Annotated in this window: 14 protein-coding genes and 1 pseudogene; 8 read left to right on the top strand and 7 right to left on the bottom strand. The window is 52.4% G+C overall.

What is annotated here, in order from left to right:
• Positions 1-41: 41 nt before the first annotated feature.
• From R6U41_RS03645 to R6U41_RS03615, 7 genes and pseudogenes are all read right to left on the bottom strand, one after another.
• Positions 42-1,394 carry an IS701 family transposase gene (locus R6U41_RS03645; protein WP_410268474.1) on the bottom strand — a complete coding sequence of 451 codons (1,353 nt, stop codon included), beginning with the start codon at positions 1,392-1,394 and terminating at the stop codon, positions 42-44.
• Between the two features lie 253 nt (positions 1,395-1,647).
• A complete protein-coding gene (locus R6U41_RS03640) occupies positions 1,648-3,444 on the bottom strand; it encodes a PAS domain S-box protein (protein ID WP_410268473.1) in 1,797 nt (598 codons plus the stop codon).
• A gap of 80 nt (positions 3,445-3,524) precedes the next feature.
• Positions 3,525-3,884 carry a circadian clock KaiB family protein gene (locus R6U41_RS03635; RefSeq protein ID WP_410268472.1) on the bottom strand — a complete coding sequence of 120 codons (360 nt, stop codon included), beginning with the start codon at positions 3,882-3,884 and terminating at the stop codon, positions 3,525-3,527.
• Positions 3,885-3,967: 83 nt separating this feature from the next.
• Complete coding sequence (gene kaiC, locus R6U41_RS03630; RefSeq protein ID WP_410268471.1) at positions 3,968-5,662, bottom strand: circadian clock protein KaiC; 1,695 nt, start codon at positions 5,660-5,662, stop codon at positions 3,968-3,970.
• Positions 5,663-5,894: 232 nt separating this feature from the next.
• Positions 5,895-6,038 carry a hypothetical protein gene (locus R6U41_RS03625; protein WP_410268475.1) on the bottom strand — a complete coding sequence of 48 codons (144 nt, stop codon included), beginning with the start codon at positions 6,036-6,038 and terminating at the stop codon, positions 5,895-5,897.
• Between the two features lie 50 nt (positions 6,039-6,088).
• Positions 6,089-6,247: pseudogene (locus R6U41_RS03620) on the bottom strand (type IV toxin-antitoxin system AbiEi family antitoxin domain-containing protein); the annotation flags it as partial.
• The gene (locus tag R6U41_RS03615; RefSeq protein ID WP_410268470.1) at positions 6,198-7,283 is read right to left on the bottom strand and encodes an ATP-binding protein; all 1,086 of its coding nucleotides are present in this window, start codon (positions 7,281-7,283) and stop codon (positions 6,198-6,200) included. The gene R6U41_RS03615 and the pseudogene R6U41_RS03620, both read right to left, overlap by 50 nt.
• A 218-nt stretch (positions 7,284-7,501) precedes the next feature.
• Between R6U41_RS03615 and R6U41_RS03610 the strand changes: the two genes are divergently transcribed.
• From R6U41_RS03610 to R6U41_RS03575, 8 genes are all read left to right on the top strand, one after another.
• Complete coding sequence (locus R6U41_RS03610; protein WP_410268469.1) at positions 7,502-7,786, top strand: acyl carrier protein; 285 nt, start codon at positions 7,502-7,504, stop codon at positions 7,784-7,786.
• The gene (locus R6U41_RS03605; protein ID WP_410268468.1) at positions 7,786-9,024 is read left to right on the top strand and encodes a beta-ketoacyl synthase N-terminal-like domain-containing protein; all 1,239 of its coding nucleotides are present in this window, start codon (positions 7,786-7,788) and stop codon (positions 9,022-9,024) included. The genes R6U41_RS03610 and R6U41_RS03605 overlap by 1 nt, the downstream gene beginning before the upstream one ends.
• Before the next feature lie 184 nt (positions 9,025-9,208).
• Positions 9,209-9,826: a lysophospholipid acyltransferase family protein gene (locus R6U41_RS03600; protein ID WP_410268467.1), complete on the top strand. Its 618-nt coding sequence runs from the start codon at positions 9,209-9,211 to the stop codon at positions 9,824-9,826.
• Entirely contained in the window at positions 9,826-11,256 is a 1,431-nt protein-coding gene (locus tag R6U41_RS03595; protein ID WP_410268466.1) for a class I adenylate-forming enzyme family protein, read from the top strand. The genes R6U41_RS03600 and R6U41_RS03595 overlap by 1 nt, the downstream gene beginning before the upstream one ends.
• Positions 11,257-11,283: 27 nt before the next feature.
• Positions 11,284-11,544: a phosphopantetheine-binding protein gene (locus R6U41_RS03590; protein ID WP_410268465.1), complete on the top strand. Its 261-nt coding sequence runs from the start codon at positions 11,284-11,286 to the stop codon at positions 11,542-11,544.
• A gap of 25 nt (positions 11,545-11,569) precedes the next feature.
• Complete coding sequence (locus R6U41_RS03585; RefSeq protein WP_410268464.1) at positions 11,570-12,856, top strand: hypothetical protein; 1,287 nt, start codon at positions 11,570-11,572, stop codon at positions 12,854-12,856.
• Positions 12,853-14,262: a lipid biosynthesis B12-binding/radical SAM protein gene (locus tag R6U41_RS03580; protein WP_410268463.1), complete on the top strand. Its 1,410-nt coding sequence runs from the start codon at positions 12,853-12,855 to the stop codon at positions 14,260-14,262. Before R6U41_RS03585 ends, R6U41_RS03580 begins: the two co-directional genes overlap by 4 nt.
• Positions 14,259-15,458: an FAD-dependent oxidoreductase gene (locus R6U41_RS03575; RefSeq protein WP_410268462.1), complete on the top strand. Its 1,200-nt coding sequence runs from the start codon at positions 14,259-14,261 to the stop codon at positions 15,456-15,458. The genes R6U41_RS03580 and R6U41_RS03575 overlap by 4 nt, the downstream gene beginning before the upstream one ends.
• Positions 15,459-15,741 lie beyond the last annotated feature (283 nt).

Genomic DNA, 15,741 nt, shown 5'->3' with positions numbered 1-15,741 from the left:
CATCGAATACACGCATGGGCAAAACAGTTTTCAAAAGAACTCTAAGCTGCGACACCGTAATAGCTGGTGCTTTTTTTTCCCAATCTGATCTTTATGTGCCAGAGAAAGAAATGCGCGAGCATGCAGGTTAACATATGATGATGCCATCCTGGAAATTTCCTGACCTCATAGTGATCCATGCCAAGCTCTGTTTTGGCTTCCTCAAAACACTGTTCTATGGACCACCGCAGGCCACTGAGCCAGACCAGGGTTTTCAAGCGCGCACTGCTCGGGGCATTGGAAATAAAAAAAGAGTATTGAGGGTGCTTTTCAATGGTTCGCCGCACCAACAGCCACACGGTTTTGTCCGGCAGGTTATCTTTGGCAAGCACCACCCGCCTTTTTGTAAACTCATACTCAATTGGTCCCTTGGTGCCTTCAGACACCTTGCGCCTGTACCAGAAAAAGTTGTTAAGGTTGGCAGCTATGTTTTTAAACGAAACGGGCTTACCGGATTCGTCGGCAAGGACCTTTTTTGTGCGCTTTTTGCCCTTGTAAGTGTAGCTCTTCTTGATCGTTACCGGTTGCTTGAGCCAGCATAAGGTGGTCTCGGGCACCTGGACCATGTATGTTACGTCAATAAGAGAATCTGCGGCATTTATAAACTCTGGGCTGTTGCCGTATACTGAATCAGCCAGGATATAACGAAAAGGAAGCGTTTCTTGGCCAGCGATTTCTTCGAGCATATCAACTGCAAGCTGGGGCTTGGTCTTAAACCCGATATCATCGGGAAGCTTGCACTTTTTGCGGCGGGCTTCATACCCCGGCTCGAACCATTTTTCAGGGATGAAAAGCCGCTTATCAACAAGGGCATATCCGTAAGGGGATGTGTATGCTGCAAAAACCCCGACCTGGCAGTTTTCGACCTTTCCCGCAGCACCGCAGTATTGCCTGGCAACACCGACGGAGTCGTTTCCCTTTTTGACAAATCCGCTTTCATCGAAAACGATGGCACCATCGGGATGGCCGAGGTCCTCATATACAATATTACGATACTTGGCCATAATCTTTTCATCATCCCAGGGGGCGTCGGATACAAAGCGTTGCATCGCCCTTACATGTCCGCCTTCTGCGGAGTATGCAATTGGCTCTATGGATTTGCGGTCCAGTTCACTGAACTGACCTGCCATATAACGGAAAAAATGATCTCTGGACTCAGAGCGATGAAAGCAGTCGGCAAATTGCTCATGAAAACCCCTGAGTTCATTTAAGAAATCATCAATGTCGTTTTGGTTGAGATTGAATTTCGGGACTGAATACGGACAGTCCGGCTGCCGGGTCTCTGGCAACATAAGGCGCCTCCTTTCTGCTTTTTGTCGCGCAGTATAGCAGAAAGGATTGGCTTCGACAAACATAAATTATTTAAGTTGCGTTATAGGGGTAAACTCGCCAAGTCTGAATCCCAACTATACACGGGGAAAAGTTTGGAAACTGATTCCTTTCTTTTTAGGTTTGGTCGCCTTTAAGAGCGGAATGATTGCCCGCGGGCAAGAGAGACTGTAACAGGGCCAAAAAGATCCTTGCCCCTTCAACCACCTCCTCGAAGGTCTCTGGTGTATTGACAAGTACTTTTTTTTGTTGTGTGACTGAAAACCGGGAAAATAGGTGTCATTTACGGTCTGCTTCATGCTCGATCATGATAAACTTTTCAACCAGATTCGGATCAAATTGGGTGCCGGCACAGAGCCGCAGCTGTTCGATTGCCTCGTCGCGGGTCATGGCTTTCCGATAGGGCCGGTCTCTTGTCATTGCATCATAAGCATCCACAATTGCGAGTATCCGGCAAAGCAGGGGAATGTTCTCACCTTGTAAACCCTGGGGGTAGCCCTGGCCGTCCCATCTTTCATGGTGCCAGAGAATCCATTTGGCTATAGGCGCCAGGTCGGGAACAGACCGTGCAATGCGGTGCCCGATCTCACTGTGTTTTTGCATTTCCTCCATTTCCTGACCGGTTAAAGGGCCGGGCTTGAAAAGAATTCGATCCGGTATACCGACCTTACCTAAATCGTGGAATTTGGACAGTAAAAGCAAATCGTTTATGGTGTCTTCACCCAGATCAATTGAGTGTGCCAGGGAAGCCGCCAGTTCCTTTAACCGTTCGCTGTGACCCTCAGTAATAAAGTCCCTGGCTTCCATGGCCTTTGTCAAAGCCTGAACCGGCGCGCTTCGGGAGCTTTTCTCACGCTGGAGCTTATCCCGATACATCCTGTCATCTGCCGCCCGGAACAGCGCCTGCATATCCACAGGTCGCTGTTTGCTCACGGCATAGCCGATAGACAGCGAAATGGGTAAACCTGGATTTGTCTTGTTGTGATCCTTTATTCCCTGCCGCAGACGCCTCACAAGTTTCTCCGCGACATCCTGATCCACTCCCGCCAGAAGGATTGCAAATTCATCACCTCCTATCCTGGAGATGATATCACTGACACGGAAATTGTTTTTGAGGAGATTGGCAATGCTGATTAGTATCTCGTCTCCGGATTGGTGTCCAAGCGTATCGTTGATAAATTTGATTCCGTCAACATCGCAGATGATAATCCCGATCGGGCTGTATCGCCCGTCTTGGAGGCGATTCATCTCTTCTTCGAAAAAATTGCGGTTGTAAAGCCCGCTCAGTGAGTCACGGAATCCCATGCGGCGAAGATTTTCTTCGGCTTCCTTGCGCTCAGTGATGTCCCTGAATGATGTAAGAATTGCAGTTTTTCCGTCCCACTCTGTTTGACTGGCACGCAATTCCGCCACTTTTACCGTGCCGTTGCCGGCAAGCAATTCGATCTCCGTGCTTTCGCCGGGCGTCAGGGGATATCCGAACTGCTTTCCCAGCAGTTCGGCCTCGGTTCGACCGAGCATATGTGCAGCAGCAGGGTTAATAAAAAGGATGGTCCCCTCAAGGTCAATTACCATGATACCATCCGAATTTAGCTCAACGAGCTTGTCCAGTTTGTCATATGCTGACTGCAGTTTCTGCTCAGCTTCTTTCTGCGCAGTGACATCCGAGATGATCCCCGCAAGCCCTATAGAAAAGCCTTCCGGGTAATTTATTTGTGCCGCCTCAAGCTTGCCCCAAAAAATCGTGCCATTTTTTCGCCTGTACTGGCACTCTGTGGTCACATGATCAATTTCTCCCCTGATAAGCTGAAAAGTTTTTTGCTCCGCTTCCTGCAACTCCTGCTCAGAAATATGATCAAGATATGCTGAACCCACCAACTCTTCCAAATCCCATCCCAGCATCTCAGCCATACGTTGGTTGGCAAACGTTATGGTCCCATGTTCGTCCACAAAAATGATGCCGAAAAGAGCATTGTTAAAAACAGCCTGTATTTGCGCCTCAACAATTTGCAGCCGGCGTTGTTTTTCCCGCAGAACATCCGTGGATTGTGAAGGGTCCTGTGATTTGTGGTTCATTTTTTATTTCTCAGTGCTTATCACTCGTCGCTCCGGGTCATCGGTCGTTACTCGCTGTCTTTGCCGAATGCCACTTCTTCTCAACTGTTTCTCTCCTGAGTACCGGCCTTTTCTTTGGGTTGAATATTCAATCCCTCCAAAACCTTTTCTTTTTCCGAAAGGTCGCCGACAACCTTGCGCAGCGGCGGGGGCAGTTCCTTTAACAGGGTTGGCACAGCCAGGATTTGGTGCTCCCGGGCCTGGGCCGGATTTTGATACACGTCGATGACTTCAAGCTCATATTCTCCTGACAAATATTCTTCACAGATTTGCCGGATGTTCTGGATGGCTTGTTGTGAACGGGGGGTTCTGCCTGTAACAAAAAGCCTGAGTTGAAAACGGGGGCGGGATTTATCGACTTTTTCCCCTTGATTGTTGTTATTATGGCCTGCTTTGTCCATATTATTTCCTTCTGACATGTTTCTGTCCTGTGGCATTATATCCTGTCTTTTTTACCCAGGATCCGGCCCTGTCAATCCATGTTTCAACTGCCGCCACGCATTTTTTTGCGCTGCTGCCCGGTCTTTGAAAACTTTTCTTCTTCCTGCTCAGCCTCCCGGATAGCACGCAAGAGCTCTTCTTCTTCGCCCTGAAATTGGGTTTCTATTTCTTTGAGCCTTGCCTCTTTTAATTTTCGCTTACGTTCCAGCTCATTTTTCCTGCGCTCGATTTCCTCTATGCGGCGATGGCGTTGCTCTTCTTCCTGTGCTTCCTGTGTATAGCGGGCAGTACCTGTGACCAGTCCGGCAGGGCCTGCATAAACATCCTTTAGTTCAATGCCATGGTCGGTCAGAATAAACTCCCGGACCTGATGAGAGTGTGCCATGCCGCGGGATTTGAGCACATGCAGGAGGCGGTTGCGCTCCCCGCCGCTTTCAATGTCCCGCAGCAGGAGCCAGGCATCCATTAACGATGAAATCTCCGTGCTGGTGGACTCCAACGGGTGCCCTCCGGTTATCAGTTCAGTGACAAGGGTTGTAATACCCTGTGATTTCAACAGATCTATCAGGCGGGTCAGCAGATTTTTCACCTCTTCCGGTGATCCCATCTGCAGCAGATTGCTCACCGGGTCTATAACCACCACTTCAGGCTTGTTTATATCAATGATTTCTTTTACCAGAAAAAAGTGCTCCTCCAGACCGTGCGTGGTAACCCGCTCGGTATGAAAGCCAAGCCTGCCGTTTTCGTACCATTTCTCCAGATCGATCCCGATGGATTTCATGTTGCGAATGATCTGTGTCCGGGCTTCTTCGTAGGAGATGTAAAGAACCTGTTCGCCGCGAGCGCAGGCGGCGGCTGCAAAACTTGCGCTTATACTCGACTTTCCCGTGCCGGTGGTACCTGACAGAAGCAGGCTGGAGCCACGGTAAAAGCCCTTCCCCCCGAGCATCTCATCGAGGCGGTGTATGCCGCTTGAAATGCGTTTCTCGGATACCGGGAAATCGAGTCCTAGTTCTGTAACCGGGAAAAGATGAATGCCCCTTTGGCCGATCAAAAATGGATAGGCGTTTGTACCGTGCTCTGAGCCCCGGTATTTTAGAATACGCAAGTGCCTTCGCGTGGTCTGGCCGGAAACTGTCTGTGAAAGTTCAATCACGCAGTCCGATACATACTCCTCTATACCGAAGCGGGTAAGACCGCCACTGCCGCGTTCTGCGGTCACCACGGTGGTAATATCCCTATCCTTGAACCACCGCAGCAGCCTTCGAAACTCCGCTCTCACAATATGGGCGTCCATGAAAGCACCGAAAAGCGTTTCAACTGTGTCAAGTACAATACGGCGGGCCCCGATCTCCCTGATTGCTGCGTCCAGCCGTACGAAAAGTCCTTCCAGGTCATACCGGCCCGCCTCTATCATTTCTTCTGAAGAAATATTGATGGTTTCCACCGCAAATTTATTCTGTTCACAAAGCGTGTCCAGATCCCAGCCGAGGGATGCCACGTTTGTTTTCAGGTCGGATTCGGTTTCCTCGAAGGCAACAAACACACCGGGCTCCTCTTGTTCGGTGGCTCCCGCCACCAGGAACTGCATGCCGAACAGGGTTTTTCCACAACCCGCGTTTCCGCATACAAGGGTGGGGCGTCCGTGGGGAATTCCGCCATGTGTTATGCCTTCAAAACCGGGGATTCCTGAGGATGTTTTTTCCAGAGTCCTCTTTTTCTCGTCCGCGTTCGACATTGTGCCCCTCCTGTTTTACATCTCAAATAAAAGCTTGATATAGGATTCCCGGTTTATAAAGGTCTGGCAGAAAACCCGCCATATGCTTCTGATATATAACCAAAATAACTGCCTGAAAAAATACTGCAAAGATTAAAATTTATAATTTTAACAGCGTCCCCATTCACCGGCCTTATTGAGAAGCCGCTGATGCACTGATGCAGAGACTTTTTTGAGATTTTCCGTCCCCACCTTAGTTTCTGAATTTGAAGCAATCGGCCAGTGTCTTTTCCGGAGAGTAGATGCGCGCTGCAAAAGCTTCGACTTCATAGTTTTCCACTCCCTCGGTATACGCACGCCCGGAGAACCGACAGGTTTTAATCGGCGGGTGTTCCAAACGAGGCTCCTCGGCTCCGTACGGAAGCGCGACGTGTACTTCTCTATAACGCCCGAGTCGCGCAGGGCATAAAGCGTTTCCGGATGGATGCCTGCGCGAAGAGCTTGTGCCGTGCGCAGAAAGCCGCCGTGGTAGTTTGGCACGCGGATTGATATGGCATCAGGTAAAACTGCTGATATCAACCCCCCGCATTTTTGCCCGTAATTCATACCACTGCATTTCGTCTTGAGGCGGAGTCCGGATCTGGTCTTCCGGCTTGTGTACCAGACTGATTGCCCGGGTGGGGCAGGTGGTGACGCACAGGCCGCAGCCGATGCATTTTTCCGCAATTACCCTGTAACTTTCTTCTCCCGGTTCAATGGCATTTACCTGGCAGCGCTCCTCTTCACAAATGCCGCAGGCAGTGCAGGCATCGGGATCGATTTGCGCAAAATAATGGGCATTGACCACCTGGGCCGTATCAAAGCCCATTTCGTTGATACCGCGAAGTACCCCGCAGCAGCATCCGCAGCAGTTGCAGATAAAGTAATGGCCGTTTTGCACGTTCCATGTCATATGCACCAGCCCCTCTTCCTCGGTGCGTTTTAACAGGTCATAGGCCTCCTGCCGGGTCATTGGGGTGCCAAAGGGATGATTGTCAAATATCCCGGCAATAGGGGCAAATACAGTGCATACCTGTACGGGCCTGTCACACGGTTTTCCCAGCAAAGCCTTTTCTTTCTTGCAGATGCATTCAAAATACATGAAAGACTTGCTGTTTTCTATGATGTGCGAAACCCGTTCATGGGGCAGCACCTGGTGCTTGCCGGAAATTTCGGCCTCCACGGGAATGACCTGCATCAAAGGGGGGGTGTTTGCAAAAAACTGCCGGCCAAAGGCATCTTCGTACTGCTGGCACATTTCGGCCATCTCCCGGTCCATGCGGGGCATCTGAAATTCGTAGATGCCAAAGGCCCAGGGCACCATCCGGTATAATTTTAAACCGCCCAGATCAATGCCGAAAATCTGGCCCTTATCAGTCATTGCCGGCAGTTTTTCCTTAAGTTCGGACAGGGGGATTGACGTACGCTGGCTGATTTGCTCGGGGGTTTCAAAATAAAGCTTCAGGCGGCAGAAAAGTTCCGCCTCGTCCGGCTTGAAAATTTTTTTTAGCAGCCGAATCTCTACGTTGTCGGCAGTGGGCGGAAAACCATTGGGCAGAGTGTCAAGCACGCGGGCCAGTTTGACGTATGAATCTTCATTCATTGGCCGTCTCCTTTTGCTGGAAAATGGATCGACGCCTGCAGTGATTCCGCTTTGCAGATCCGTGAGGATTAAATGTTGTCTTGACTATCGGGGCTGTTTGCCTTAAACATTATAAGTTCATGGTTATATTTCCGGAAAAAAGCCGGTATCCGGCTGTACCGGTTTGAGGGTCTGCGACTGCAGGGACCCTATTTCAATGCTTAAAAGTACAGGATATTATGACTCGCGAGGAATTACAAACAGAAATATATAAAATATTCCGTGAGCAGTTTGAAATTCACGATCCGGCGCCGGATGACGATTTAAAGGACATGCACGGGTTTGACAGTATTGATGCCATTGAACTGCTCATAGAGCTTGAAAAAATTTTTGGGGTTTCCCTGGACCAGGAAACCAAAAAAGATGCCATGCTGCATATCCGGACCGTCAACCAGATCTGCGACTATGTCCAGGAAATGATGCCCGTGCAGAATGCTACCAAGACAGACTCTGTGAATCGGTAATGGACAGAAGAGTCGTTATAACCTCCGAAGCCGCAATCACCCCTATCGGCGATTCAAAAGAGACAATCGCGGCAAACCTGCAGAACGGGGTTTCCGGTGTCAAACCACTCCGCAGCGACGATCTTTTAAGCGACTACATTCATTCCAAGGTTTACGGTACAGTGGATTACCCCATTACTTATGATTTTGCCCGCAAATATAGCAAAACCATGGGGCCGGTTTCCTATTACGCCTGCCGGGTTGTCCGGGACCTGCTGGAAAAATCGGGTCTTAACAAGGATTTTATCTCTTCTGGCAGGCTCGGTGTGGCTTTCGGCTCCACCCACGGCAGCCCCTCGGTGCAGCGAAATATCTATCGGACGTTTTTCCGCGAAGATCCTTCTGAAACGGACACAATAGGCGCGGTGTCTTATCTGAAGTCCATGGTCCACACCACGGCGGTTAATATTACCAAGATGTTTCATATTACCGGGCGGGTCATTTCGTCTTCAACAGCATGTACCACTTCCAGCCAGTCTATCGGGTACGGTTACGAAATGGTGAAATACGGCATGCAGGATGCCATGATCTGCGGCGGGGCAGATGAATACGACACCACCACTGTGGCCGTGTTTGATAATCTGCTGGCCTGTTCCACGGCTTACAATGATTATCCCCATTTGACTCCCCGGCCGTTTGACGAGGATCGCGACGGTCTTGTGGTGGGAGAAGGAGCAGGGGCCGTGCTTCTGGAGGAACACGAATTTGCCAGAAACCGCGGAGCAAATATTATCGGAGAGGTGATCGGGTTCTCATGCAACAACAACGGCGGAGACCTTATTCTGCCGAATCTTGAAGGCATCCGCCAGACGATCCGGATCGGACTGGACAGCGCCGGTATCGGCCCGGAAGCCGTGGACTTTATCAGCGCCCATGCCACGGCCACGAAAATGGGTGATGTCATTGAATCCCAGGCCATTGAGCATATCTACGGCAACCGTCCCCGGGTGAGTGCGCTAAAGAGCTACATGGGACATACCATGGCCACCTGCGGGGTGATTGAGACGATTTTGACCCTTTATATGATGGAAAAAGGCTTTATCGCCCCCACACTCAACCTGGACCGCATCGATCCGAGGTGTGCAGCCATCAATCATGTGCAGCAACTGACCCAAAAACCGATTCAAACCGCGGCTGTTCAAAATTTTGCGTTCGGCGGCGTCAACACCAACCTGATTGTCAAGGCTTATTCTCCATAGCATGCCGCTTTGCCCGAAATATCTAAAGATCTTTGTGGATGCTGTCGTTACCCTGGTGCTTTGGACATATTTTACCGTGGGATTTGTATTTTTTTTTGCGCCCCTTTATATTGCGGCCGCCATATTTGCCGCAGATCGCAAACTCGCTTTTCAAAAATTAAATCATCGCTTTCTAAGGGGTTTTTTGTGGCTCCTTCGGACAGCGGTGCCGGGCCTGGCAGTGGAAATCGACGACCGTATCCCGGGATTTGAATCCTGTGTGGTGGTCTCCAACCACCGGTCCTATCTGGATCCTGTGATCATGGTCACCTGCTTTTACCGGCAAAGCACAATCGTTAAAAAGGATTTCTTCCGAATCCCGATATTCGGGCAGGTACTTCAGGCTGCGGGCTATATACCGTCAGAAGGAAACGGCAGGCTGGCCTCGCTTTTAATGGAGCGGATTGAATATATGCACAATTACCTGGCAGAAGGCGGTGTCCTGTTTGTTTTCCCTGAGGGCACGCGCAGCCGGAATGGTCGTATAGGTGAGTTTAACACAGGAGCCTTTAAAATCGCCCGAAACGCCAATACCCCGATTGAGGTGTTATGTATCACCAATACTGACAGACTGTTTCCACCCGGCAGGTTTTTGTTTAACACCTGTGTCAGAAACCGGATACAGGTGCGATGGGCAGGCAGCATATCCGCAAACGACATCATAAGGCTGCCGATTGAGCAGGTAATGGCAGAGGCCCGTAAAATGATGGAAAACCACCTGGATTCGAACACGGATAACCCCCCGGAAAATGCGGATCTCTGATGAACCTATACGCGCTTTTCAAGGATGCGGCCGGCAGGTACCCGGAAAAGCCGGCCATAATTGACAAAGACATCACGGTTTCCTACAGGGAACTCGATGACATGATCTGCGCGCTTGCCGAAGATCTAAGAGCTTTCGGCGTATTGCCCCGGCAGATGATCGGCCTGTGTTTTGTCAACAGCCCTGCCTATATTGCTTTCACCTATGCCCTGTGGAAGCTTGATGCAGCAGTGGTTCCTATTGATGCGGATTTCAAGGAAGCCGAGGTACGGCAGGTCTGCGACCGCATGCAGTTGTCCGCAATAATTCATCATCAGGGCGGGGGTGACAGCTGGCAGACCGGCAGGTGCCCGAAGGTGGAAACCCCTTTTTATTTTCGGTCCATCTACTCCGGGGCCCGGCCTGAATCCGGGATCCACATGGCTTTTGTGCGTTTTACATCCGGCACCACCGGTTCGCGCAAGGGCGTGGTGCTTTCCCATAAGCGAATATATGACCGCATTTGTGCAGTAAACAAGGTTTTAAGAATCACGCAGGCCGATCGGGTGCTGTGGACGCTTCCCATGAGCCACCATTTTGTTTCCACCATTGTGCTGTACCTTGCATGCGGGGCGGGTATCGTTCTGTCAGGCGGTATCTGGAGCCGGGCAATTCTGGAATCCATCAGGCGTAACAACGTCACACTGCTCTATGCCTCGCCGTTTCATTATTCCCTGCTGGCTGCCGACTCTTCGGATCAGATGATGCCCGGCGTGCGGCTGGCCATTTCCACTGCCAGCGGGCTGCCCGGGTGTATTCACCAGAGGTTTTACCGCCGTTTTCAGCTCCCCCTGGCCCAGGCTTACGGGATCATCGAAATCGGCCTGGTCTGCATCAACACGGACCGGCCAGCGGAAAAACCGGGTTCCGTGGGACCTGTGCTGCCGGATTACCAGGTGCAAATAAAAAATCCGCAGGCTTATCCAGGGGTGGACGGCATGACATGCGGAGAGGTGTTTTTCCGCGGCCCGGGTTTTTTTGACGCCTATTTTGATCCCTGGATTGACGACAGTGCCGCACTGGTGGATGGATGGTTTGAAACCGGCGATATCGGGGGCTTGGACGCGGATGGACATCTGTTCCTTTATGGTAGGAAAGACCATGTGATCAACACGGCGGGCATGAAGGTCTTTCCCCGGGAAGTGGAAGCCGAGCTCAACCGGCATCCGGAGGTAAAGGAATCGTGCGTATACGGACGGAAGAATGAGCGACTGGATCAGATCGTGGCTGCCAGGGTGGTGCTGCACAGTCGCTCGGCCGAAGTGGATTCATCCGCGCTAAAGGCTTTCTGCCGCCGGCGCCTGGCAGCCTATAAAGTCCCGGAAGATATTGATTTTACAGAATATATTGAAAAAACCGCAGGCACAAAAAAGATTATCCGGCCACAGTGACGGGTTATGAGTGATGGGTGATGGGTGATGGGTGAGATGGGATTTGATGAGATTGAATCAGCGCTGCTCGGGTTTTTGAAAAACGAGATTTTTGATCCGGGTATGGAAATCCGTGCAGATACGCACCTGATTGCAGCGGGGCTTGATTCCTTTTCCCTGCTGCGGCTCCTTGTCTTTATTGAAAAAACCTTCGGCATGCGGATTCCGGAAGCCGAAATCAACGAAGACAGGATGTTTAGTGTCAAAACCATTGCCGGCCTGATTGATGAGCTCCTGCAAACCACATAAAGTGCCGTTAAACGGCGCAGACTGCATGATGCTGGCATTTGACCACCAGATGCGGCGGCTCGGGTTTGCCGGCAACCAGGCTCAGATTGTGCTGGGGCTTTCCGGCCGGTTGTCCGGGTCTGAACTTGAAGCCCGGCTTCATATTATCCGGGGGCGCTTTCCCATACTGGCCGCAAGGGTCAAAAGGGGACTGTGCCCATGGAACCCCTGCTGGCATTTGCCGTCTGCGGACAAACAGGCATACCCCCGGGTCTTTTGCCATGAGCCCGGAGAAGAAGACGATCTGCACCGCACCAAGGCCGATATTTTAAATCATCGGCTTGATACAAGAGGCGGGGAGCTTGTGCGCTTTGACCTGGTCCATACCAAAGCCGGGGACACAGATTTAGTCATGACATGGTCACACATGCTCATGGATGTCAACGGCGCGCAATACCTGCTTGGTATTATAGGTAAATCAGTGCAGTGCGGGGACAAATACACCCAGGCAGACCTGCTTTCAGGCAGCTACACCGAGCGCCTGCCGGCAGGGGCCAAGCTGCCGCAGGCCGGAAAATCCTTTGCGCGGGTGGACGAACTGGCCGCCTGTCCGCCGGTTTCCCTGTATACGGCCGCCCGCCGGAGTCTTGCGCCGAGATTCGATTACCGTGTTGTTTCTTTTTCTCCCGGGCAGACCGAGACGATCCTGGAGATGGCGGAAAAAAGGGGCGGGTTTTTAAATGCCTCGGCCTTTTATATCTCCGCTTCCATGGCGAAGTTTCATCAATTTCTGCAGGCACGGCAAGTCTGTTGTCCCGGCTACGTGGTCCCGATGTCGGTGGACCTGCGGAAAAAAGGAACGCATCTGCCCGTATTTACCAATCAGGCGGCCACTCTTCTGTGCGGATTTTCGCCCGGCCAGATCCGGGAGTTTGACGCCGTGCTGGAATCTTTCAAGCAGCAGACCCAGGCGGCTGTTCGCCAGGAGTTGATCGAATCCAATACCTGCGCAATGGAGCTTGCCCGTTTTATCCCCGCCCGCCTGTATTCGGCAAAAATCCGCAAGGCCTTTGCCGGGGAAATCGCCTCCCTGGTTTTTGCCAACCCGGGAGCCGTCCCTGCATTTTTATACGAGTTCATGGGGCATGGCGTCACATCCCTGCATCATGTGCCCACAGTCGTGGTGCCCCCGGGAATGGGCATTGTGTTTTACACCTTTTCCGATTGCCTCCACATTACCCTGGTTTATGTGGAATCACTGATTTCGGCGGATGAAGCAGAAGCGTTTCTCTCGGCAGTGGGCAAACAGCTTCTGTCTGGGCGGGATACATGAAAGTCCTTATGATTTCCACCAACCGGGAGAAATCCCCTTTTGCAGTTGCGCCCATTGGCGCGGCAAAGGTGGTTTCCGCGCTGCGAAGTTCCGGGCACGAGGTGGATTTTCTGGACCTGTGCTTTGCCCGCAGCATCCGGCGCACCATCAAAAATGCGATTCAGCATTTTGCCCCGGATATTATCGGCCTGTCCATCCGGAACCTGGACAATTGTGCATACGTGCAGCCCCATGCGTATTTTTACGCCGACCGCGTAATCGTGGAAATTATCCGGCGCTATTGCCGGGCCCCGATAGTGATCGGCGGCAGCGGCGTTTCCGTGGCCCCGGCGGAACTGGCCGCATATCTGGGAGTTGATTATGCCATTGCCGGGGAAGGCGAACGCAGCCTGCCGGCGTTTTTGTCAGCACTGGAACATCAATCGGGTTTTGATTCCATTGCCGGCCTATGGTGGCGTGAAAACGACGGGTGGCGGTCAAATCCGGCGGATTTCGGTGTATTGCCGGCAGATCTGCCCGTGCAGGCTTATGAACACATCGAGTTTGCCAGGTATTTTTCCAGCGGAGGGTTTGTGGCGATCCAGACCAAGCGGGGATGCCCGTTTGAATGCATCTACTGCAGCTACCCGGCCCTGGAAGGACACAGGCTGCGCTTTTTACCCCCCGGCCAGTGCGTGGATGAAATGGAGAAAATCGTCAGGGATACGGGAATGTCTGATTTCTTCTTTGTCGACGGGGTATTTAATTTTCCGCCCGCCCATGCCGCAGCAGTATGCGAAGAAATAATCAGGCGCGACTTAAAGATCAGGTGGATAGCCTATTGTAACCCTTCCGGGCTGGATCACGAGCTGGCCGAGCTTTTCAAGGCTGCCGGGTGTGCAGGCGTTGAACTTGGAGTGGACGCTGCAACCGAAAAAATGCTGGCCAACCTGAAAAAAGGATTTACGATGGCCGATATCGAGCGCACCTACCAGGCCCTGGGCCGGGCGGGGCTGCCGTTTGCTGTTTTTCTCCTTTTTGGCGGTCCGGACGAGAATTACAACGACTGGGAGCTGACGCAGCAGCATCTTCAGGGCTTCGGAAAGGCCAATGCCGTGTTTGCTTCACTGGGCATACGGATTTACGAGCACACGTCCATGTATGACATCGCCTGCGGGCAGGGATGCGTGAACCCGGAGACCCCGCTGCTGGAGCCCTGTTTTTACCTGTCTCCCAACCTTCAGCACGACGATCCGGTCAGGCGGCTGGACCGGCTGGCCAGGGGCGATCCCACCTGGAGCACGCCCACGGACTGGAACTCAATCACCGTAAGGCTGATCCAGTGGTTTCTGGCGCGCTCCCGGGTGATCCCATGCTGGCAGGATATTGAAAATTACGGGAAGTACATGAGAAGGCGTGCGTCATGAAATCGGTGGATGCGGCGGTAGTCGGGGCCGGTCCTGCGGGAATTGCAGCAGCGGTTACTGCCGCGCGGGCGGGACTCAAGACCTTGCTGATAGAAAAGGCCGCCTTTATCGGCGGCATCCCGGCAAAGGGGTACATGACCACTTTGTGCGGCCTGTATCGAAGCCGGCCCGGATCCGATCGACCGGAAATGCTTTATGACGGTTTTGCCCGGGAATTTGCCCGGCTGTTGACTGGTCTTGACGGCGTGGACGGCCCCTTTCGTATGGGCCGGGCCTGGGTGCTGCCGTTTTGTCCTGAAAGTTATGCTGCTGCTGCGCGCAGGTTACTGGAAAATGAAGCCGATCTGGAGGTGCTTTTCAAAGCGCGGTTCTGCGGGGCAAGGGTATCAGGCAGCCGGATTGAAGCGCTCACGTATACTTTAGGCGGCAAAAAATACCGGGTCCGACCCGTCGCAGTGGTGGATGCCTCGGGCGATGCAATAGTCTGCCGCGCTGCCGGAGCCTCGCTGCTTTTTCCGGATACCGCCCGGCAGGCACCTGCGATCATTTTTCCCCTCTACCATGTCAGGACCACCGAAATTTCAGGCTTTCCGGCGGTCCGCTGGCACATTATGATCCGGCATGGCGTGGATGACGGGGATTTGCCGCCCGGGGCGGATCATGTGGATTTTCTGCCCTCCCCGGAGCCGGGTATGCTTCTGGTTAAGCTCAATCTCGGGGCTGTTGTAAAAACCGATCCGCAGATCTCCGAACAAGCTCTTGCGCAAAAGGCCAATGACATCAAGGCGCATTTGCTTGGATTTATCCGGCGCCATATAAACGGTTTTAAAGACTGTACCACTTCGGCAGGTTCAAGCCCGGTGCTGCACCGGGAGGGCGTTCGCGGCCGCGGTGCTTATGTGCTTACCGACGGAGAAGTGCTTTCTGCGGCAAAGTTTGCCGATGCGGCAGCCAGGGGATGCTGGCCCGTGGAGAAATGGGATGAAAACGGGAATTTTTCCGCAGACTACCCGCCCGAGGGGCAATATTACGAAATACCCGGGCGCTGTCTGCAATCCGCGGAAATCGAAAACCTGTTCATGGCCGGCAAATGCATCAGCGCGAATTCCGGTGCGATTGCCTCGGCCCGGGTTATTGGATGCTGCATGGCCACGGGAGAGGCCGCTGTAAAACTGGCCGCAGAAGGACTTCGTTAATATAAATTCTGCCCGGGCAATTTGTCAGGAACGTTCCGTTCCACGAATATTCGCACAAGATACCTTATGAGCGCTTTTGAATGATCCGCCCCGGCCAGGTAAATTCCGAGCATGCAAAGAAAATGGGTCGCAGTCCAGATAAGCGGGGCGCCGATCACAATCAGCAGGGGTTGACCGATATATATGGAAAACACGCTCAGGCCGCTGATCACGGGCCAGCAGGCGATATAGCTCACTGCAATGCTAATCAGACCGGCAATCATCCTGCCTGAGGGCTTCTGCC

The sequence above is a fragment of the Desulfosalsimonas sp. genome, from assembly GCF_046483245.1.
GTDB lineage: Bacteria > Desulfobacterota > Desulfobacteria > Desulfobacterales > Desulfosalsimonadaceae > Desulfosalsimonas.
The sequence above is the reverse complement of the archived record's forward strand: the minus strand, read 5'-3'. Positions and strand labels throughout refer to the sequence as shown.